This is a genomic window from Thioalkalivibrio sp. ALJ15 (assembly GCF_000383695.1).
GTDB lineage: Bacteria > Pseudomonadota > Gammaproteobacteria > Ectothiorhodospirales > Ectothiorhodospiraceae > Thioalkalivibrio.
The window spans coordinates 182988-204311 of sequence record NZ_KB912056.1; the positions used below are offsets into that span (position 1 = coordinate 182988).

At 68.7% G+C, this 21324-nt stretch carries 15 protein-coding genes; 8 read left to right on the plus strand and 7 right to left on the minus strand.

The window, feature by feature from the left end:
- Window positions 1–73: 73 nt before the first annotated feature.
- From G015_RS0100875 to G015_RS0100900, 6 genes are all read right to left on the minus strand, one after another.
- Window positions 74–766, minus strand: coding sequence for a hypothetical protein (locus G015_RS0100875; protein WP_020146023.1), 693 nt, complete (start codon window positions 764–766; stop codon window positions 74–76).
- A gap of 19 nt (window positions 767–785) precedes the next feature.
- Complete coding sequence (locus tag G015_RS0100880) at window positions 786–2921, minus strand: adenosylcobalamin-dependent ribonucleoside-diphosphate reductase (protein WP_028490866.1); 2136 nt, start codon at window positions 2919–2921, stop codon at window positions 786–788.
- 108 nt (window positions 2922–3029) lie between these two features.
- Window positions 3030–3749, minus strand: a complete 720-nt coding sequence (locus G015_RS0100885) for a 2OG-Fe(II) oxygenase (RefSeq protein WP_026296487.1) — start codon at window positions 3747–3749, stop codon at window positions 3030–3032.
- 118 nt (window positions 3750–3867) lie between these two features.
- On the minus strand, window positions 3868–4647 hold the full coding sequence (locus G015_RS0100890) for a molybdopterin-binding protein (protein WP_020146025.1): 780 nt from the start codon (window positions 4645–4647) through the stop codon (window positions 3868–3870).
- A 6-nt stretch (window positions 4648–4653) separates the two neighbouring features.
- On the minus strand, window positions 4654–5748 hold the full coding sequence (hemH, locus tag G015_RS0100895; RefSeq protein ID WP_018994539.1) for a ferrochelatase: 1095 nt from the start codon (window positions 5746–5748) through the stop codon (window positions 4654–4656).
- A 109-nt stretch (window positions 5749–5857) separates the two neighbouring features.
- The gene (locus G015_RS0100900) at window positions 5858–6439 is read right to left on the minus strand and encodes an HNH endonuclease (protein WP_018139016.1); all 582 of its coding nucleotides are present in this window, start codon (window positions 6437–6439) and stop codon (window positions 5858–5860) included.
- A 390-nt stretch (window positions 6440–6829) separates the two neighbouring features.
- Between G015_RS0100900 and G015_RS0100905 the strand changes: the two genes are divergently transcribed.
- The 8 genes from G015_RS0100905 to G015_RS0100940 all read left to right on the plus strand — a co-directional run bounded on the left by G015_RS0100905 (window position 6830) and on the right by G015_RS0100940 (window position 19861).
- A complete protein-coding gene (locus G015_RS0100905; RefSeq protein ID WP_018649190.1) occupies window positions 6830–7963 on the plus strand; it encodes an NAD(P) transhydrogenase subunit alpha in 1134 nt (377 codons plus the stop codon).
- Window positions 7960–8271 (plus strand): NAD(P) transhydrogenase subunit alpha, encoded by a 312-nt coding sequence (locus G015_RS0100910; RefSeq protein WP_012981664.1) that lies wholly within the window; start codon window positions 7960–7962, stop codon window positions 8269–8271. Before G015_RS0100905 ends, G015_RS0100910 begins: the two co-directional genes overlap by 4 nt.
- Entirely contained in the window at window positions 8268–9656 is a 1389-nt protein-coding gene (locus G015_RS0100915) for an NAD(P)(+) transhydrogenase (Re/Si-specific) subunit beta (RefSeq protein ID WP_018139014.1), read from the plus strand. The genes G015_RS0100910 and G015_RS0100915 overlap by 4 nt, the downstream gene beginning before the upstream one ends.
- Before the next feature lie 377 nt (window positions 9657–10033).
- Entirely contained in the window at window positions 10034–12229 is a 2196-nt protein-coding gene (locus G015_RS0100920) for a primosomal protein N' (protein ID WP_020146026.1), read from the plus strand.
- Window positions 12230–12304: 75 nt separating this feature from the next.
- Window positions 12305–14068, plus strand: coding sequence for an arginine--tRNA ligase (argS, locus tag G015_RS0100925; RefSeq protein ID WP_020146027.1), 1764 nt, complete (start codon window positions 12305–12307; stop codon window positions 14066–14068).
- 3 nt (window positions 14069–14071) lie between these two features.
- A complete protein-coding gene (locus G015_RS0100930; protein ID WP_018139011.1) occupies window positions 14072–14656 on the plus strand; it encodes an SPOR domain-containing protein in 585 nt (194 codons plus the stop codon).
- Window positions 14656–18579: an ATP-dependent RNA helicase HrpA gene (hrpA, locus tag G015_RS0100935; RefSeq protein WP_020146028.1), complete on the plus strand. Its 3924-nt coding sequence runs from the start codon at window positions 14656–14658 to the stop codon at window positions 18577–18579. Before G015_RS0100930 ends, hrpA begins: the two co-directional genes overlap by 1 nt.
- 25 nt (window positions 18580–18604) lie before the next feature.
- The gene (locus G015_RS0100940; RefSeq protein WP_020146029.1) at window positions 18605–19861 is read left to right on the plus strand and encodes an FAD-dependent oxidoreductase; all 1257 of its coding nucleotides are present in this window, start codon (window positions 18605–18607) and stop codon (window positions 19859–19861) included.
- A 117-nt stretch (window positions 19862–19978) separates the two neighbouring features.
- Here the strand turns inward: G015_RS0100940 and G015_RS0100945 are convergent, their stop codons facing one another.
- Window positions 19979–21301, minus strand: a complete 1323-nt coding sequence (locus G015_RS0100945; RefSeq protein ID WP_018139008.1) for a HAMP domain-containing sensor histidine kinase — start codon at window positions 21299–21301, stop codon at window positions 19979–19981.
- Window positions 21302–21324 lie beyond the last annotated feature (23 nt).

Genomic DNA, 21324 nt, shown 5'->3' on the forward strand with positions numbered 1-21324 from the left:
CTAACGTCCGCCGTAGGCGGCCGCCCCTCAACGACCGATAACGCGCCGGGTAATCCTTACCCAGGAACCATGCTCAGCACTTCGAGTAGCCGCAGTCGCGACAGGTGGGACAGCCGTCGATGATCTCGAGATGGCCATCGCACTGCGGGCAAGGGGTGACAGTGGCCACCAGGTACGGGGCTTCCAGGATGCCGGAGGCTTTCGGGGTCCGGTCGCGGTAGTTGGCGACCAGTTCGCGTAGCGGGCGGGGGTGGCCGTCGGGATCCAGGAAGCCGCGGCGCTGGAGGATGCGCTGCAGGGCGTGGGCGATCGCGGCGACCTCGGAGGGGTGGTACAGCGGTTTGCCGTATTCGTTCTCGCCGCAGCGAACCGGGCCGCGGTCCCAGGTGACCTTGCGCAGGTCGCGCAGGGCGCGGGCGGCGTAGCCGCCACGGGCCGCCAGCGACAGGCTGCGCATGGTCGCGGAGATCCACTGGTAGGACTCGGAGTGCTGCCCGGTGGGCAGGAAGAATTCGATCGGGCGCTCGATGGTCACGCGCTCGCCGCTGACCGTGCCGGAGACGGCGACGAAGCTGACCACCAGATAGACCGTCTGCGGCCCGTCCTGGGTCCAGTAGCGCACCTTCTCGGTGACCGACTCGAGTTCGCCCTCGGGGCGCGACGGGATGCGCTTGCCCAGCGGGTGGTCGTCACCGCTAGACGCGCCCTCGCCCTGCGGGGTGTCCGAGCGGCGAAAGGCGATGATGGGCTGGTCGATCCGGTGCATCGTGTCCTCCCCGGCGGCGTCAGACGTCGTCGTAGTAGCCCTCGTCCAGCGCGGCGAAGAGATTGGCGGCGGTGTGGATCTGGCCTTCGTACTCGACCTCTTCGTCACCGCGCAGGGTCAGCTCCCGGCCATCCGCCAGGGCGAAGGTATACCAGGTGCTACGCAGGCGTTCGGGGTCCACCAGCACGCCCATCTGCGCCTGCGGGTTGGGCCGGTAGGTGGTGCAGCCCTTGAGCCCGGCGCGCCAGGCCTGCAGGTAGACCTGCTGGAAGTCCTCGAACGGGATATCGCTCGGGACGTTGAGCGTCTTGGAGATAGCCGAGTCCACCCACGGTTGCGCGGCGGCCTGCATGCGGATGTGGGCGTCCACACTGACCTGGTCCGCAGTGATCGCGTGGGCGGGCAGATCCCACGGTCCCGCCTCGGCATCGACCCAGGCGCGGTAGGCCAGCAGCTCAAACGAGTAGCAGTCCACGGCCTCGCGGGTGCGCCGCCCGGGGCGGCGGATGTTGCGCGTGGTGTGATGGAGAAAGGTCGGTTCGATGCCGTTGCTCGCGTTGTTGGCGACCGAGAAGCTGATGGTCCCGGTGGGCGCGATGGAGGTGGCGTGGGTAAAGCGCGCGCCCTCCTCGGCCAGCGCCGCAACCAGCGCCGGGTCCTCCTCGGCGATGCGCTGCATGTAGGGGCTGAAGCGGGCATGCAGCTCCCGACCCTTCAGCACGTCGCCCACCTGATAGCCGGCCTCGTCCAGCGCCGGCTGACGCCGGAGCATGTCCGCGGTCAGCGTGAAGTCCTCGTCCATGATCGGGGCCGGACCCTTCTCGCGTGCCAGATCCAGCCCGGCCCGCCAGCTCTCCAGCGCCAGGCGGCGACAGACCTCTGCGGTGAAGTCGGCGGCCGACTCCGAGCCATAGGTCTCCCCCAGCATCGCCAGAGCCGACCCGAGCCCGAGGATGCCCATGCCGTGGCGGCGCTTGCGCAGCATCTCGGCGCGCTGTTCCGGCAGCGGCAGCCCGGAGATGTCCGCGACGTTGTCCAGCATGCGCGTGAACACGCGCACCACCCGCTCGAAGCGCGTCCAGTCGAAGGTGGCGTCTGCGGTGAACGGCGCGGACACGAACCGGGTCAGGTTCACCGACCCCAGCAGACAGGCCCCGTCCGGCGGCAGCGGTTGCTCGCCGCAAGGATTGGTCGCCCGGATCACCTCGTCGAACCAGGCGTTGTTCTGGCGGTTCACCTGATCGACCAGGATGACGCCGGGTTCGCCGACGTCATAGGTGCTGCGCATCAGGGTGTCCCACAGCTCGCGGGCGCGCACGCGGCGGTAGATACGGCAGGCGACCCGGCCCTGGTCGTCGACGCGGTAGCCGTCCTCGACCACCGGCCAGTCGCGATAGACGAGATCGGAGGCGGCCACCGCGTCCTGTTCCAGAGGCAGCAGCGGGAAGGCCAGCGCCCATTCGTCGTCGCGCTCGACCGCCTCCAGAAAGGCATCGCGCACCAGCACGGACAGGTTGAACTGGGTCAGCCGCCCCTTGCGGCGCTTGGCGAGGATGAAACGCTCGATATCCGGATGACCGATGTCCAGCGTTGCCATCTGTGCCCCGCGGCGACCTCCGGCCGCGCCGATGGTGCGGCAGGTCTGGTCGAAGATCTGCATGAACGCGACCGGACCGTTGGTCGGCGCGCCCGCACCCGCGACCAGCGCACCCTTCGGGCGCAGGGTGCTGAAGTCATAGCCGATGCCGGCCCCGGCCTTGAGCGTCAGCCCGGCAGCCGTATTGGCATCGAGGATGGCCTGCAGCGAATCCCGGATCGTGCGCGAGACGGTGCAGTTGATCAGTGTGGTCTGCGGCTTGTACGCCTCGGCCCCGGCATTGGCCAGTATCCGCCCGGCCGGGATGGCGCCGTTGTCCAGCGCCCAGCGGAACTCGCGCTCGATCGACGCGCGCTTGTCCGGCGCCTCGACCGCGGCGAGGGCCCCGGCGACACGGTCGAACATCGCCCCGACCGAGGCATCCACCGGCTCGCCCCGGGCGTCACGCAGCTGATAGCGCTCGGCCCAGATCGAAGCCGACGAGGGCTGCAGGGGCACGTCGGGCGACGTGTCTCGTGAGGTGCGATCGTTGTCCTGCCATTGCCGGATCTTGCCCATATTGGCCCGCCGCATTGCGCTCGACCGAAGGGCGCGGAGCGCCCTTCCCCGATCATGGGCGCCGTCGCCGCAGGCTGCAAGAACGCGCCGCGGCCGGTGTCAGAAGCGTCAGAAGCGGTCGAGCCCGGCGAGCGGGTTGGCAAGCTCGCGCACACGCATCCAGGAGGCGATGCTGGCGCGCCAGCGGCGGGTGGGCAGCACTGCGTGCGGCACGGTCTGGCTGAGGAACATCACCAGGGTACCGGCCGTCGGCTGAATGCGCTGGCATTCGCGGTCCGCATCGTCGTAGATCGCGAGCTGGCCGCCGTCCTGCTCGCGCCAGTCGCGGTTCAGATAGAACACCAGCGACAGCCGGCGGCAATTGCCAGCCTGGAAGGCATCTACATGGCGCTCGTAGTGGGTCCCGGGCGGGTACAGGGCAAAGTGCGATTCGGTCTCGAACAGCCCCGGGATCAACGACCGGCTCACCTGCAGACGGATCTCATCCAGGCGTGCCATGAACGCCTGCTGCGCCGGGCTGGCGCCATCCAGCCAGTGGATCCAGTCGCCGCGGGTGGATCGGTCGCGATGGCGCTCGCCACCCCGACCGATCCGCGCCTGCGCCAGCTGCGCGGCATCACGCAGGGCATAGACCTCGTCGTGCAGCGCATCGACCGTCTCCGCAGGCAGGAAGTCAGGCCAGACGCACCGCTGATCGTGCACCAGCGCATCCAGCCAGCCCTCCGGCTCGCAGGCTTCGGGCACTCGGGATTCGATTACACCCGGCGCACGCGCCGGAAGCGTCTCGACAGGGTCCGACCACATGGGGTCAGGAACAGGCAGGTTCACGGGCGGGGTCTTCCATTCGGGCCGCGAACGCGGCACGCAGGCAAGTGCCTGCCCAATGCAATATACCGGGAAAGCAGGGGCGCGCAAGCCCCCCACTGGACCGCGCGACACTACCCTGTCAGTGGCTCAGAAAGCCCCCGGAAATTAGCTGCTGGCGCAGCGCGGCCAGCCCCTCGGTGACGCGGGCGCGGGGGCCGCGCAGACCCAGCTCGACCTGCGGGGCCTGGCGGTCCATCCGTGGCAGACAGGAGATGCGCAAATCGGGGAATGCCGCCTCCATGGCCTCGAGCACCGGGACCAGGCGGCTCTCGGTCACGTTCTCGAGCACCAGCACCTCCTCGACCGAGCCGGCGGCGGCATCGCGCCCGGGGAAACGCTGGTCCAGCACCCAGCGCACCATCGGTTCGGCCATGACCGGGAATCCCGGCACGCAGTGATGCCGCTGGCAGCTGAGCCCCGGGATGCCGTTGACCGGATTCGGGATCAGGCTGGCCCCTTCCGGCAATTCGGCCATGCGCACGCGATGCGGCCAGGCCTCTGCGCCAAAGCGTTCCTCGAGGATAGTCATGAAATCCGGGTGCGGCCGCAGGGGAAGCCCAAGCGCCTCGGCGAGGCAGGCGCGGGTGCGATCATCCGGCGTGGCCCCGATCCCGCCAAAGCTGAAGACCTCCGCCCCGGTTGCCAGCGTCTCGCGAAAGGTCTGCGTCAGGCGGCCGGCGTGGTCCCCGACAATACGGATCCAGGCCAGCTCTAGCCCCTTCTCCGCCAGGGCCGCGGTGAGGTGTTCCTGGTGCCGGTCACGGCGCTTCCCGCTGAGCAGCTCGTCGCCGATGATCACGGCGCCGATCTCGGTCTCGCCGGGTTCGCCGACTCGCCCGGGCGCGGTGGTCTCGTCCATCGCGGCCTACTGCTGCGCGCCCAGGGCCAGCGCCCGTTCGCGGGCGGCGGCGCGTGCCTCGGGGGCATTGTCCGGATCGTCCAGCCACGGGGCGATGTGCTGGCGGGCCAGTCCGGCCAGGAAGTCGAGGTGGTCGGACCGGTCGTTCAGCGCCGGGATGTAGTGGAAGCGTTCGCCACCGGCCTTGAGGAAGATCTCGCGGTTCTCGTCGCCGATCTCCTCGATGGTTTCCAGGCAGTCGGCCGAGAAACCGGGGCAGATCACGTCCACCGTGCGCACGCCCTCCCTGGGCAGCGCCTTCATCGTCTTGTCGGTATAGGGCTTCAGCCACTCCTCGCGGCCGAAACGCGACTGGAAGGTCACCTGCCACTGGTCGTCGTTCAGACCCAGCCTTGCAGCCAGTTTCTGGCCGGTGGCATGGCACAGGCAGTGGTACGGGTCACCCTTGAGCAGATAGCGCTTCGGGATGCCGTGGAACGACATCACCAGGCGGTCCGCCCGGCCGTGCGCATTCCAGTGCTCGCGCACGCTGCTGGCCAGTGCTTCGATATAGCCGGGCTCGGCGTCGTAGGCGGCGACGAACTGAAGATCCGGGACCCAGCGCCAGCCCTTCAGTACGTCGGCCACCGCGTCGAAGGTGGAGCCGGTGGTGCTCCCGGAATATTGCGGGTACAGGGGCAACACGATCACGCGGCGAACGCCCTGGCGGCGCAGCTCGTCCAGGCCCGCCTCGATGGAGGGGTTGCCGTAGCGCATCCCCAGCGCGACCGGTACCTCCTCGCCGACCTGTTCGGCCAGACGCTTGCGCACGCCCTCGGCCTGGCGCCGCGAGATGGCCAGCAGCGGTGAGCCGTCGTCGGTCCAGACGGTGGCGTACTTGGCGGCCGAACGCTTCGGGCGGATATTGAGGATGATGCCGTTGAGAATGAGCCACCACAGCGGGCGCGGGAACTCGACCACGCGCGGGTCCCAGAGGAATTCCTTCAGATAGCGCTTGAGCGCCGGGGCGGTGGGCTCGTCCGGCGTACCGAGGTTGGTCAGCAGTACGCCCGCTTTGCGCGGCTGGCCGTGGCGGTAATCCGCTTCTCCGAAGTACTTCATGGTGCTCCCTGCGGCAATAGAGGGTGGATGACTCCTGTCGGAGTCACGCCAGTTGCGTTGGTTCCCTGCCAAGGATAGCGCGAGCCGCGCACGAGGCGCGCGGGTGCGATCAGCCGAGGCGGCCGCGCAGGGGGCTGGTCCGGGGGAAATGCGCCAGCAGGAACTCCATCTGGTCGGCCAGCACCCGCTTGCCTTTCAGATAGATGTACTCCGCGTGGGTGGGCGTGAATGGAATCGCCAGCAGCTGCATGTCGGCCTGCTCGGGGGTGCGCCCGGCCTTGTGGTTGTTGCAGCGTTTGCAGGCGGTGACCACGTTGTTCCAGGTATCCGCCCCGTTCTGGCTGATCGGGGTGACGTGGTCGCGCGAGAGATCACGCTCACAGAAGTGCTGGCCGCAGTACAGGCACAGATGTGCGTCGCGGCGAAACAGAGTGGTGTTGTTGAGCGGCGGGATGTAGTGATTGAAGCGGGACTGGCGGGTGCCGAAGGTGGCGATGATCGAGTTGACCTCGACCCGGGACTGCAGCCCGGTACGGGCGTTGATGCCGCCGCGCACGCGATACAGCAGACTCCCGCAGGCGTAGGCGACCTGCTCGGTGTAATAGAGGCGCACGGCCTGTTCCAGGCCGATCCATTCCAGTGGCATGCCCGCAGCGTCCGTACGCAGGACCTGATGCTCGGTCGGCAACATGACCTCGTCCCGTCTCCAAGGAAACACGGATTTGCTCACGCGGAATTTGAGCAGGCCCGACGCCCCGGGCGTGAGCAAATCCATGTCCCCTTCGCCGAGTCGACCGCTGGCGCGGCGCGGGATCGCACGAAACTTGCTTGACAATAAACAGGCCGGGCGTTCAACGCAATTACAAGGGCATAAATACCGGTTTGAGCCGCCGGCGGTGGCCCGGAATTCGCGACAAATGGGTGGGCTGTTTAAGCGCGAAGGCGATTCCGCTACACTTGCTGGCCGTTTTTTCCGCCGAATGGGCCACAAAAGCCTTATTCGGCGTCCTTATTACCACCCGCGAGCGCGGCCGAACGTCCCGGAGGGATTGCGGGAACGCTTGGCCCGGGGAGAGAGCGCATGGCAATCAAATTATCCGTTCCCAAGGAGAGTGCCAGCGGCGAGCGCCGCGTGGCCCTGGATCCGACGGTGGCGGCCAAGTTCGCCCAGTTGGGCGTCACCGTGCAACTGGAGAAAGGGGCTGGCACCAACGCCCATTTCCCGGATGACTCTTACGAGTCGGCTACCGTAGTCGACACCGAAGCGGCCTACGGCCAGTCGGACCTGATGGTCCGCGTGGCGCCGCCGACGGTGGAAGAGGTCAATCAACTGCCGGAGGGCTCGACCGTCGTCAGCCTGTTCCACGCCCACCGCAACCCGGACGTGGTCAAGGCGATGCAGGAACGCAAGATCCTGAGCTTCGCGATGGAACTGATCCCGCGCATCTCGCGCGCGCAGAGCATGGACGTGCTGTCCTCGCAGGCGGCCGTGGTCGGCTACAAAGGCGCGATCATGGGCTCGGATCTGTCCTGCCGCTTCTTCCCGATGCTGACCACCGCGGCCGGCACCATCCGCCCGGCCAAGGTTATCGTGATCGGCGCCGGCGTGGCCGGGCTGCAGGCGATCGCCACGGCCAAACGCCTGGGCGCGATGGTCGAGGCCTACGACGTGCGCTCCGCGACCAAGGAGCAGGTCGAATCGCTGGGCGCGAAGTTCCTGGATCTGGGCGTCTCCGCCGAGGGCGAAGGCGGCTATGCCCGCGAACTGACCGCGGAAGAGAAGAAGCAGCAGCAGGACGCCCTGGGCGAATACATCGCCAAGGCGGACGTGCTGATCACCACCGCCGCGATCCCGGGCCGCGAGTCCCCGAAGCTGATCCCGAAGGACATGGTCGAGGGCATGAAGCCAGGCGCGGTGATCGTGGATCTCGCAGCCGAGGGCGGCGGCAACTGCGAGCTGTCCAAGCCGGGCAAGACCAGCAAGCACAAGGGCGTGGTCATTCACGCGCCGCTGAACGTGCCTTCGCAGGTCCCGCTGCACGCCTCCGAGATGTATGCCAAGAACCTGCTCAATTTCCTCACGCCGATGATCGCCGAGGGCGGCGAATTCAAGCCGGACTGGGAAGACGAGGTCATCGCCAAGAGCGTGCTGACCCGCGACGGCGAAATCGTGCACGAGGCCACCCGTGAGGCCCTGAAGGGAGCGCAATCATGATCATCGAAGGCTTTATCGCGCTGTACATCTTCATGCTCGCGGCCTTCACCGGCTACGAGATCATCTCCAAGGTGCCAGTCATCCTGCACACCCCGCTGATGTCCGGTTCCAACTTTGTCCACGGCATCGTGCTGGTCGGGACCATGGTCGCGCTGGGCCATGCCCAGACGCCGCTGGAACAGGCCATCGGCTTTGTCGCCGTAATCCTGGCCGCGGGCAACGCCGTGGGTGGCTATGTCGTCACCGAACGCATGCTGGAGATGTTCACGACCAGCAAAAAGGACGACAAGAAGGGAGATAAGGCATGAGTCTGATCATCAACCTCGCCTACTTCGCGGCGGCGGTGCTGTTCATCGTCGGCCTCAAGCAGATGTCCTCCCCGACCACCGCGCGTCCGGGGATCATCTGGGCCGGCGTGGGCATGGTGATCGCCACGCTCGTGACCTTCGTGCATCCGGAGATCTCCGGCGGCGTGAACTACACCCTGATCATCCTGGGTATCGCCATTGGTGGTGCGCTGGCCTGGTGGAGCGGCAAGAAGGTCGCGATGACCGACATGCCGCAGATGATCGCGCTGTACAACGGCATGGGCGGCGGCGCCGCGGCCGGTATCGGCGCGATCTACCTGCTGCAGGCCACCCCGGAAACCGTCACCAACACCGGTCTGGCGATCGCCGTGACCGGCTCGCTGATCGGCTCGGTGGCCTTCTCCGGCTCGCTGGTGGCCTACGCCAAGCTTGAAGGCCTGATGAAGAAGACCTTCACCTTCGGCGGCCAGCAGGTCGTGAACATCGCGATCTTCGCGATCACCGTGCTGCTGGGCTTCATGATGGCCACCAGTGGCGGCGAGATCGGCTCGTTCACTCTGCTGCTGTTCTTCGTGCTGTCGCTGGCCTTCGGCATACTGATGACCCTCCCGATCGGCGGCGCCGACATGCCGGTGGTCATCTCGCTGTACAACGCGCTGACCGGCCTCGCGGTCGGCCTTAAGGGGATCGTCCTCGACAACCCGGCCCTGATGATCGCCGGTATCGTGGTCGGTGCGGCCGGTACGCTGCTCACGCAGCTGATGGCCAAGGCGATGAACCGTCCGATCAAGAACATCCTGTTCAGCCAGTTCGGCGGCTCCTCCGGGGGTGCCGAGGAAGAGATCGAAGGCACGATGAAGGAGATCCAGGCCAACGATGCCGGGATCATGATGGCCTACGCCGAGAAGGTCATTATCGTGCCGGGCTACGGCATGGCCGTCGCGCAGGCGCAGCACAAGATCTGGGAGTTCACCCAGCTGCTGCAGAAGCGTGGTGTGGACGTGAAGTTCGCGATCCACCCGGTCGCGGGCCGCATGCCCGGGCACATGAACGTGTTGCTGGCCGAGGCCGGCGTGCCCTACGACATCATCTTCGATCTTGACGAGATCAACGAGGAGTTCAAGACCGCGGATGTCGCAATGGTGATCGGCGCGAACGACGTCGTGAACCCGGTGGCTCGGACCAATCCGGAGTCGCCGATCTACGGCATGCCGATCCTGAACGCCGACCAGGCCCAGAACGTCATCTGCGTGAAGCGCGGCAAGGGCGCGGGGTTCTCGGGCATCGAGAACCACCTGTTCTATGCCGACAACAACCAGATGCTGTACGGCGACGGCCAGAAGGTGGCCGCCGAACTGGTGGCCTCGGTCAAGGCCCTCGGCTAGGCCCGGACCGGGCCTGGCGCCCGGTCCTCGCTTGCGAGCCCGGCCCCCGTTTTCGGCGGCCGGGCTTTTTTGTGCGCAGCCCTCCGGCAGATCAATACCGGACCAACACCTGTACACGACCTGTACAGGATACCCACAGGCGGATACAAACGATGGCAGTTAGGTGACACAACAGCCAACCGATATCACCAATACCTCACAAGCTGTTGATCTAAATACACAAAAACACTTTGGTCGCTTTTTGGCCATTCTGATACGAACCAAGCAGCAACAGGCGTTTAGCGCGTTTCACCCCATTTCCTCCACAGAGTTATCCACAGGTTTTGTGGATAACGGTCACACTCTTGCGCCCCTGCGGACTGGCGTAGACTAGTCGCATGCCCGAGAACGGAATTGCCCAGGTCGTACTCGACCGACCGCTGGACCGCCTGTTCGACTACCGGATCCCCGACGACACCGATCTGAGGCCCGGGCAACGGGTCCGTGTACCCTTCGGGCGTGGCGAGGCGATCGGCATCGTCGTCGCACTCGCGAACCAAAGCGACGTGCCCGAGAACAAGCTGCGCGAGGCACTGCCCTCCCCCGATCCGGGGCCGATCCTAACGCCGACGGTTCTGGAACTCCTGCGCTTTGGTGCCCGCTACTATCACCACCCGCTGGGCGAGGCCCTCCTCGGCGCGCTGCCACCCGGCCTGCGGCGGGGCCACCTTGTACCCACCCTGACCCCTGAACCCCTCTGGCGGCTCACCCCGGCTGGCCACACAGCGCTGGCGGAAGGGCAGGTACGGGGCCGCCGCCAGCTCGCCATCCTTCGTGCCCTGCCCGCGCTCGGGGCCGCGCTGGACCGGACGACGCTGTCCACCACGGCCGCCCTGCAGATCACCGCCAAGGACCTGCGACAGCTGGAGGCACGCGGCTGGCTGGAACAGACGCGCGCCGATCCGCGCGCACCAGCGCCCCCCACCAGTATCGACTACACCCTGACCCCCGAGCAGGAGGCGGCCATCGCGGCGGTGTCGCCGGACGATCCCCGCCCGATGCTGCTGGAGGGCGTCACCGGCAGCGGCAAGACCGAGGTCTATCTGCGCATGGCCGCCGATGCGGTAGCGCGTGGCCGTCAGGTCCTGTTCCTGATCCCGGAAATCGCGCTGACGCCGCAACTTGCAGGGCGCATCCAGCAGCGCTTTCCGGGACAGGTCGCACTGCTGCACTCCGGCCTGGCCGAGGGCGAGCGCCTGCGCGCCTGGGAGGCCGCCCGCCAGGGCGAGCGCCGCATCGTCGTCGGGACCCGTTCGGCCCTGTTCGTCCCGCTACCCGAGCCGGGCCTGATCATCGTCGACGAGGAACACGACAGCGCGTTCAAGCAGCAGGACGGCTTTCGCTACAGCGCGCGGGATCTGGCGGTCAAGCGTGGCCAGTTGGAACAGGTCCCGGTCGTGCTGGGCTCGGCGACGCCCACCCTGGAGACCCTGCACGCCGCGCGCCAGGGCCGCTACACCCATGTACATCTGCGCACCCGCCCAGATGGCACGCAGCCACCTGGCGTGGAGACGATCGACACCCGCGTGCACAGCCCGGACGAGGGCCTGACCGCTCCACTGCTGGATGCGATGCAGCAGACCCTGGCCGAGGGCCAGCAGTGCTTTGTCCTGCTCAACCGGCGCGGCTTTGCCCGGGTGCTGACCTGCGAGGGTTGCGGCTGGGTCGCCGACTGCCCGGACTGCGATGCCCACCTGACCGTGCATGCCCATGATCGCCGCGCGATCTGCCACCTGTGCGGGCACCAGGAGCCCCGCGCCGAACACTGCCCGGAATGCGGCGAGACCCTGGCCCACCGCGGGCTGGGTACCCAGCGCTTGGAACAGGCGCTGGCTCGGCACTTCCCGCAGACACCAATCATCCGTCTCGACCGCGACAGCGTGCGTCACAAGGGGGCCCTGGAGGCCGCACTGGATCGCATCCGGCATCTGGATGCCGCAATCGTCGTCGGCACCCAGATGCTGGCCAAGGGGCACGATTTCCCGCGCGTCGGACTGGTCGGCGTGGTCGACGTCGATCAGGGGCTGTTCAGCGTGGACCTGCGTGCCACCGAGCACACCCTGCAACTGATCGTGCAAGCCGCCGGGCGCGCGGGCCGGGGCGACGGGGGCGGGCGGGTACTGCTGCAGACCGGCCACCCCGATCACCCCCTGATGCGGGGGCTGGATGCCGGTAACTACCCGGCGATGCTGGAGCCGCTGCTGGCCGAACGCGAGGCGGCCGGGCTGCCGCCGTACGGGCACCTGGCCCTGGTCCGCGTCGAGGCCGCCGAGGCCGCGGCGGCGCATCGCCACGCGGAGACCATCGCGGGACACCTGCTCGCGACGCGGCACGGGGACCTGCGCGTGCTGGGTCCGGCGCCCGCCCCGCGCCACCGCGTGAACCGGCGTTTCCGCGAGCAGATCCTGCTGCGCGCGGCCGAGCGCCAGGCCCTGCACCGGACGCTCGCGCAGGCGCGGCATTCCTGGCAGACCGAGGATCTGCCGCGCGGGGTTCGCATCGCGATCGACGTGGACCCGGTCTCGCTCGCCTGAAACCCGCACAGAACAGGCATCGGGCCGGCATTCTGGTTAGAATGCCGGGCTTTTGAGACGACGGACTCGGTTCCCTTGAAAGACGCCCTTACCCAGGCCCTCGCGGCCGCCCTGGAGACCCTGGTGGCCGATGGCCGCATACCCGCCGATCACGGTGTCGAGGTGCAGGTGACGCGTGCCCGCGACCGCGAACACGGCGACTTTGCCAGCAACCTGGCGATGCAGCTCGCGCGCCCGGCGAAGACCAAGCCCCGTGACCTGGCCGAGGCCCTGTGCACCGCGATGCCCGAGGTGCACGGCCTGGCCGGTACCGAGATCGCCGGCCCCGGCTTCATCAACTTCCGCCTGGCCGCGGATGCCCGCACCCAGGTGCTGGGCCGCATTGCCACCCAGGCTGCCGACTTTGGCCGCTCGAGCGTAGGCAACGGCCGCCCGGTGCAGGTGGAGTTCGTCTCCGCCAACCCCACCGGCCCGCTGCATGTCGGCCACGGGCGCGGCGCGGCCTTCGGCGCCACCGTCGCCGACCTGCTGGACTTCTGCGGCTTCGACGTCACCCGCGAGTACTACGTGAACGACGCCGGGCGGCAGATGAACATCCTCGCCGCCAGCGTCTGGCTGCGCTACCTGGAACAGCACGGCGTACAGGTCCCGTTCCCGGCCAACGGCTACCAGGGCGACTACATCTATCCGGTCGCCAAGGCCCTGACCGCACAGATCGGCGACCAGGCCGTGCACCCGACCGAGTCCGTGACCCGCGACCTGCCGCCGGACGAGCCGGCCGGTGGCGACAAGGAGGTCTATATCGACGCGGTGATCGCCCGCGCCCGCGAACTGCTGGGCGTGGCGCTGTACCGCACGGTGTTCGACTGCGGCCTGAACGCGATCCTTGAAGACATCCGCGACGACCTGCGCGAGTTCGGGGTCGAATACCAGTGCTGGTTCTCCGAACGCAGCCTGGCCGACTCCGGTGCAATCGATGCCGCGGTGCAGGACCTCGAGGCGCATGGCGCGCTCTATGAAAAGGACGGGGCCCTGTGGTTCCGCTCCTCCGACTACGGCGACGACAAGGACCGCGTGGTGCGCCGCGAGAACGGCGACTACACCTACTTCGCCTCCGACATCGCCTACCACCGCGAGAAGTTCCAGCGCGGCTTCGAGCGCGTGATCAACATCTGGGGCGCCGACCACCATGGCTACGTCCCGCGCGTGCGTGCCGCCCTGCAGGCCCTGGGCCTGGAGGCCGATCGCCTGGACGTGCTGCTGGTACAGTTCGCGATCCTCTACCGCGGGGGCGAACGCCTGCCGATGTCCACCCGCGCCGGGCAGTTCGTCACCCTGCGCGAGCTGCGCGACGAGGTCGGGTCGGATGCCGCGCGCTTCTTCTATGTGCAGCGGCGCTGCGACCAGCACCTGGACTTCGACCTGGACCTGGCCAAGTCGCAGTCCAACGACAACCCGATGTATTACATCCAGTACGCCCACGCGCGCATCGCCAGCGTGCTGCGTACCGCCGCCGAGCGCGGCCATACCGCCAGCGCGCTGGACGACGCCGGGCTGTCCGCACGCCTGACCGAGCCGCAGGAAGACGACCTGCTGGATCGGCTCGACCGCTTCCCCGAGGTGATCGCTGCGGCCGCCGAGACCTGCGAGCCGCACCAGATCGCCCAGTACCTGCGCGAGCTGGCCGCCGGCTTCCACACCTACTACAACGCCGTGCCGTTCCTGAATGCAGAGGACGCCAACGTCATCGGCGCGCGCCTGGCGCTGCTGACCGGCATCAAGCAGGTGCTGCACAATGGGCTGCGCCTGCTCGGCGTCACCGCCCCCGAACGGATGTAGCCCATGGCCCAGGCCCGCCGCAAGCGCCGCAAGACGACCCCCGCCCGCGCCTCGCGACCGATCCCGGGCTGGGTCTGGATGTTCGCCGGCCTGCTGATCGGGCTCGGGATCGCCGCCGTGCTCTATCTCCAGGGGGCCGATCGTTCACCCGACATCGGTGCCCTGTTCGGCGAACCGGAGCCCCCGGCCGAGCGCGCACCGGCAGCGGAGCCGGAGCGCCTGCCCACCGATGACGAGCCGCGGTTTCGCTACTACGAGCTGCTGCCCGAAGACGAGGTTCGCGTCCCCCGGGGCGAACGCGAAGTCCCGCAGGATCAGGTGGTCCCGCCCCCGGCCTCCCCGGCCGAGGGCGATCCTGTGATCCTGCAGATCGGCTCGTTCCGGCGGTTCGAACAGGCCGACGAGATGAAGGCCCGCATCTCTCTGCTGGGCCTGAGCCCGCAGGTGCACGAGGTCGAGATCGAGGGCGACACCTGGCACCGCGTCTTTGTCGGCCCCTTCACCCAGGAGGACGACGTCAACCGCGCCCTGGACCGCCTGCGCTCGGAGAACATCGAGGCCCTGCGCCTGCGTCATCGGGACGGTTGATGGCCGCGGCCGGCCCGGACCTGGACGCGCTGGCGAGGACCGTAGAGGCCCTGCCGCAGGGCAGCGAACGCCGCGAACTGGGCGAACTGCTGCGCCGGGCCCGCCAGCGGCACAAGCGCGGCCAGCCCTGCGACCGGCTCGTCTCCACCCTGACCGAACGCCTTGCACACGCCGAACAGGGCGCCGCCGAACGCGAACGCCTGCGCCCGCAGCCCGTCTATGCCGGCGACCTGCCGATCCATGCCGAGCGCGAACGGATTATCGCCGCGATCCGCGAACACCCGGTGCTGGTGCTATGCGGCGAGACCGGCTCCGGCAAGACCACCCAGCTACCAAAACTGTGCATCGAGGCCGGACGCGGCGAGGCCGGGCTGATCGGCCACACCCAGCCGCGCCGTATCGCGGCCCGCTCGGTCGCCAGCCGCATCGCCGAGGAGCTGGGCACCACGCTCGGGGGCGACAAGACTTCCACCGTCGGCTTCAAGGTCCGCTTCTCCGACCAGACCGGGCCGAACAACTGGGTCAAGCTGATGACCGACGGCATGCTGCTGGCGGAGCTGGCGCATGACCCGGAACTGCGCGCCTACGACACCCTGATCGTCGACGAGGCGCACGAACGCAGCCTGAACATCGATTTCCTGATGGGCGTGCTCAAGCGCCTGTCGAAGAAGCGCCCGGAGCTGCGCATCATCATCACCTCCGCCACGCTGGACCCGGAGCGGCTGTCGGCGTTCTTCGACGACGCCCCGATCCTGACCGTGGCGGGACGCACCTACCCGGTGGAGCTGCGCTACCGCCCGATCGAGCCGGAAGAGACTGGCGAGGACGAGAACACCGGCCGCGGCGAACGCGACCTGTTCGACGGCATCCGCGACGCGGTCGCCGAATGCGAGCGTGCCGGCCCCGGCGACATCCTGGTGTTCCTGCCCGGCGAGCGCGAGATCCGCGACGCCCACAAGGCCCTGCGCGGCCAGGTGCGCGCGGACACCGAGGTCCTGGCGCTGTACGCGCGCCTATCCGCCCGCGAGCAGTCGCGGGTCTTTCAGTCCCACGCCGGGCGGCGCATCGTGCTGGCCACCAACGTCGCCGAGACCGCACTGACGGTCCCCGGCATCCGCTTCGTGATCGACTCGGGGCTGGCCCGCGTCTCGCGCTACTCCTGGCGCTCGCGGGTGCAGCGCCTGAGCCTGGAGCCGATCTCGCAGGCCGCCTGCGACCAGCGCGCCGGGCGCTGCGGACGGCTCGGCCCCGGCATCTGCATCCGGCTGTTCGCGGAGGACGACTACAACCTGCGCCCCCCGTTCACCGACCCGGAGATCCAGCGCTCCAACCTCGCCTCGGTGATCCTGCAGATGGCCGCGCTGAAGCTCGGCCAGCCGCGCCAGTTCCCGTTCGTGGACCCGCCCGACCCGCGCCTGGTCAAGGACGGCTACCGCCTGCTGGAGGAGCTGGGCGCGGTGGATGCGCGCGGGCGCATCACCCCGCGCGGCCGCCAGCTGGCGCGCATGCCCATCGACCCGCGCCACGGCGCGATGCTGCTGGCCGGGGCCGATCACGGCTGCGTGACCGAGACCGCGACCATCGCCGCCTTCCTGTCGCTGCAGGACCCGCGCGAGCGCCCGGCCGAGGCCACGCAGGCCGCGGACCAGGCCCATCGCGAGTTTCAGGTCGAGGGCTCCGACTTCATGGGCATGCTGAGGCTGTGGGAGGCCTGGCACACCGCACGCGAGGACCTTGGCTCGAATGCGCTGAAACGCTGGTGTCGCGAGCACTTCCTGAACTTCCTGCGCATGCGCGAGTGGCAGGAGCTGCGCGTGCAGCTCCTGCGCCAGGCCCGCGAGATGGACCTGAAGCCGAACCACCAGCCCGCCGACGCCGAGCCCGTGCACTGCGCGCTGCTGACCGGACTGGTCAGCCAGATCGGACAGAAGACCGAGCGCGGCGACTATCTAGGCGCACGCAACCGCCGCTTCCAGATCCATCCCGGGTCGGTCCTGGCGAAGAAGAAACCAGCCTGGGTGATGAGCGCGGAGATCGCCGAGACCACGCGCGTCTACGCCCGCGACAATGCCCGTATCGAGCCCGACTGGATCCTGGGCGCGGCCCCCCACCTGCTCAAGCACCACATCTTCGAGCCGCACTTCCAGCGCCGCAGCGGGCGCGTCGGGGCCTTCGACCGCATCACCCTGTATGGCCTGGTCGTCGCCCCTAAAAAGCCGGTGGACTTCGCGAAGCACGACCCGGCCGAGGCGCGGCGCATCCTGATCCGCGAGGGCCTGGTCGGCGGCGAGCTGCGCACCCGCTCGAAGGGGGTACAGGCCAACCGCGAGGCCGTGGCCGAGATCGCCGAGCAGGAGGCGCGCGGGCGCCGGCGCGACCTGCTGGTGGAAGAGGATCGCCTGTTCGACTTCTATGATGCCCGCCTGCCGGCGGAGATCACCGACGGCACGAGCTTCGAGACCTGGGCACGCAAGACCGAGACGAAGGACCCGGACGCCCTGCGGATCGACCGCGCGGAGCTGCTGAACGAACCGGACACCGCACTCCCACAAGGGGCCTACCCTGACCACCTGGAGGTCGAGGGCCTGCGCCTGCCGCTGGCCTACCGCTTCGAACCGGGCCAGCCGGACGACGGCGTGACCGTGACCATCCCGATCGCGGCGCTGAACGCGGTACCCGACTGGCTGGGCGACTGGCTGGTACCGGGGCTGCTGGAGGAGCGCGTGACCGGCCTCTTGAAGAGCCTGCCCAAGGGCCTGCGCCGCCAGTTCGTGCCCGCGCCGGACTTCGCGCAGGCCGCGCTCGCGCGCATCGAGCACCGCCAGGGCCCGCTGATCCCGGCCTTGGCCGAGGCCCTGCGCGCGATGACCGGTACCGAGATCCCGCTGGATGCCTGGCGCCCGGAGAACCTGGAGCCACACCTGGTGATGCGCTTCCGCATCCTCGACCCGGAAGGCAACGAGCAGGCCAGCGGCCGCGACCTGGCCGCGCTGAAGCGCCGGCTGGGCGACAGCGCCGAGGCCCACTTCGACGCCAGCCGCCCGGACGAGATCACCCGCGAGGGGATCACCGAATGGGACTTCGGCGCATTGCCGGAGAGCGTCGAATTCGATCACCAGGGGGCGCAGCTGCGCGCCTTCCCGATCCTGGTCGATCGCGGCGACGCCGTCTCGCTGGAGCTGGAACCGGACCCCGCGCGGGCCGCGCGGGCGCACCGCGCGGGGCTGCGCCGGCTGTTCCTGCTGGGCGCGCGCAAGACCGCCCGCGATCTGCGCCGCCAGCTTCCGGAGATCGAACGCGCCTGCCTGAACTACTCGACGCTCGGCAGCTGCGAGGCCCTGCGCGACCAGATCCTGGAGGCCGCGGCCGACCGCGTGTTCCTGGCCGATCCCTGGCCACGCGATGCCGAAGCCTTTCAAGAACGCCTGGAGGGTCGCCTGCCCGAGTTCTCGCCCACGGTGATGGAGCTCTCGCGCCTTGCCGCCGAGATCCTGCGCCACTGGCACGACCTGCGCACCCGGCTGCAGGGGGATCTGCCGCTTTCCTGGATCGAGGCCGCACGCGACATCCGCGGGCAGCTCGAGGCCCTGGTCCCGGCCGATTTCCTGCTGCGTACCCCGCATGACGTGCTGCCCGAGCTGCCGCGCTACCTGCAGGCAATCGACAAGCGCCTGGAACGCCTGACCCAGGCGCCGGACAAGGACCGCGCCCGTCGTGTGGCGGTCGAGCCGCTGTGGCAGCAGGCCCAGGAGCTGATCGCGCGGGCGCCGGACCACCCGGACGTGCTCGCGTTTCGCTACCGCATCGAGGAGTTTCGCGTCTCGCAGTTCGCCCAGGAACTGGGCACGCGCGAGAAGGTGTCGCCGAAACGGCTGGAACGCGAATACGCGGACGTGATCCAACGACTGGCAAGTGGTACATGAGCGTTCTTGATAAGGGAAGCAGCGGATGCGCGTAGTCGTGATCGGGGCCGGCGTGATCGGTGTGACCACCGCCTGGTACCTGCAGGAGGCCGGGGCCGAGGTCGTGCTGGTGGACGCCGCCCCCACCCCCGCCACCGGCTCCAGCCAGGCCAATGGCGGCATGCTGCATGCGAGCCACGCCGAACCCTGGAACACCCCCGGCGTCGGGCTGGACCTGCTGCGCTTTCTCGGCCGCACGGAGTCGCCGCTGCTGTTGCGCCCGCGCGCCCTGCCGGGGCTGGCCGGCTGGGGCCTGCGTTTTCTGTGGCACAGCCGCCGTTCGCTGTTCGAGCAGCACACCCGCCTGAATGCCCGACTGGCCGCGTTCTCGCTCCGTGAGATCGACCGGCTGCAGCGGGAACTGGCGAGCGAGGGGCTGGACTTCGACTTTCGGCGCTGCGGCATCCTGAAGCTGTTCCAAGACCCAGCCAGCCAGGCCCACAACCGTGCCGCCAGCGAGGCGATGCGCGACGAGGACGTGCGCTTCGAAGACTGGGACGTGGAGCGGATCATCGCCGAGGAGCCGGCATTGGCCCCAGTGCGCGACCGCCTGTGCGGCGGGCTGTTCTTCCCCGGGGATGCGATCGGCGACGCGGCCCGCTTCACCGAGCAACTGCTCGCGATCGGCCAGCGCCGGGGCACCCGCTATTACCCGAATGTCGCGGTTCGACGCCTGCGCACCCACCGCGGCCGCATCGATGCGGTGGAGACCTCCGAAGGGCCGATCGCGGCGGCGGCCTGCGTGGTCGCCAACGGCTACCACGCCCCGGACCTGCTGCGCCCGCTGGGGCTGCATCTGCCCGTCGCCCCGGTGAAGGGCTATTCGCTGACCCTCCCGATGAACGCCGACTGCCGGCTGAACCTGCCGCTGATCGATGACGCCAACAAGGTGGTGATGACCCCGCTGGGGGAACGCCTGCGCCTGGCCGGCACCGCCGAATTCGCCGGCCGCGATCGCCATCTGAATACCAAGCGCGCGGCGAATGTCCTCGATCAGTGTCGGCGCACCCTGACCGGCCTACCCGCGACCTTCGACCCGCAGACGATGGCACCCTGGACCGGGCTGCGCCCGATGAGCGCCCGTGGCACGCCGATCCTCGGCCCGACCGCCATCGAGGGCCTGCACCTGAATACCGGGTCCGGGCACCTGGGCTGGACGTTTGCCTGCGGCGCGGCAGCGCTGGTTCGTGCGGGGGTGCTGAACGAATCGCCGTCCCTTCCGATGGAAGACCTTAGGCTTTGATCTCGGCCCGGGGCGATGCGTTTCGCTGCGCTCAACACATCCTACAGCCCGCCCTGCCTATCGTAGGATGCGTTGAGCAACGCGAAACGCATCATGAGGCCATGCAGGCCACCCGGTTTAAGACGCCGGGAACACCATCCGGATGCGGGCACCATGCAGCTCCGGTGCCTGTTCGATATGCAGCTCGCCACCGTGGTCCTGCACCAGGGCCTGGATGATGCTGAGCCCCAGGCCCTGGCCGGCCTCGGCATCGCCGCGCACGTCGGCGCGCTCTCCCCGCTCCAGTACCCGGGCGCGATCCGCTGGCGCGATGCCGGGCCCATCGTCATCAATGGTCAGGGTGACGGCCTGCGGCGTGCAATGCGTCGAGATCCGCACCCGGCTGGTCGCATGGCGGATCGCGTTGTCCAGGGTGTTGCCCAGCAGTTCGAAAATCGCACCCGGCTCCATGCGCAGGGCACAGCCAGGGTCGAGCTCGCTGTCCAGGTCCACGCCCTGCTGGCTGGCGAGCCGTCCGAGCGCCTGGCAGGTACGCTCGATGATGGGGGCCAACGGCTCGGGCGCCTGGAACGGCGCCGGACCCAGGCGCTGCGCCTGACTGAGTTGGTGCTGCACCATGGCCTGCAGCCGGTCGACCTGGCGCCGCATGTCCTCGGGGTCGGGGTTCTGGCTCTCCAGGTTGAGACGCAGCGCGGAAATCGGGGTCTTCAGGCTGTGGGCCAGGTCAGCCAGGGCGTTCTGCTGGCGGTTCAGCCGCGCGCGCTCGAACTCGATCAGATCGTTGATGCTTCCGGTCAGGGCCTGCACCTCGGTCGGGTACGGGCCCTCCAGTCGCCCATGATCCCCGTGCCGCAGCGCCTCCAGGTCGCCCTGTACGCGGCGCAGCGGCCACAACCCCCAGAACCACAGCGCCAGCCCCAGGGCGACGATCAGCGAGAACGTCATCGTCATCAGCCCCTGCCAGAGGCTGGCGCGATACTGCTCCACCTGTTCCTCGAAGGCCTCTCGGTCCTCCAGCATCTGGAAGGTCAGCCCGACCTGGCCACCGTCCAGCTCCCACTGCACGGGGAGGCTGAAGGCGAAGAAGTCGTCCTCCGACCAGCCGCGCAGGGAGACCCCCACCGCGGACGGGGAGCGCCAGAGTGTGCGACCGTCGGGACCGAGGATGCGGGCATAGAGGCCACTGGCGGGCAGTTGCAGGCGGCTCTCGGGCAGCATATCGGGGACGCGGACCTCGTTGCGCCCGACGACCTCGACCAGCCCCATCAACAGCAGGACCTGGGCCTCCAGGCGTGTCTCGACGGCATCTGCCGCGTTGTCGCGAAAGGCGGCCTCCAGCACCCAGGCCGTCAGCAGGGAAAACACCAGCACGGTAGCCCCCGCGACCAGTGCCAGGCGCAGGGTCAGGCTGCTGCGGATCTGGCGCAGGGGGCGTCTCATGAGATGGCGGACGAAGGGGCGAT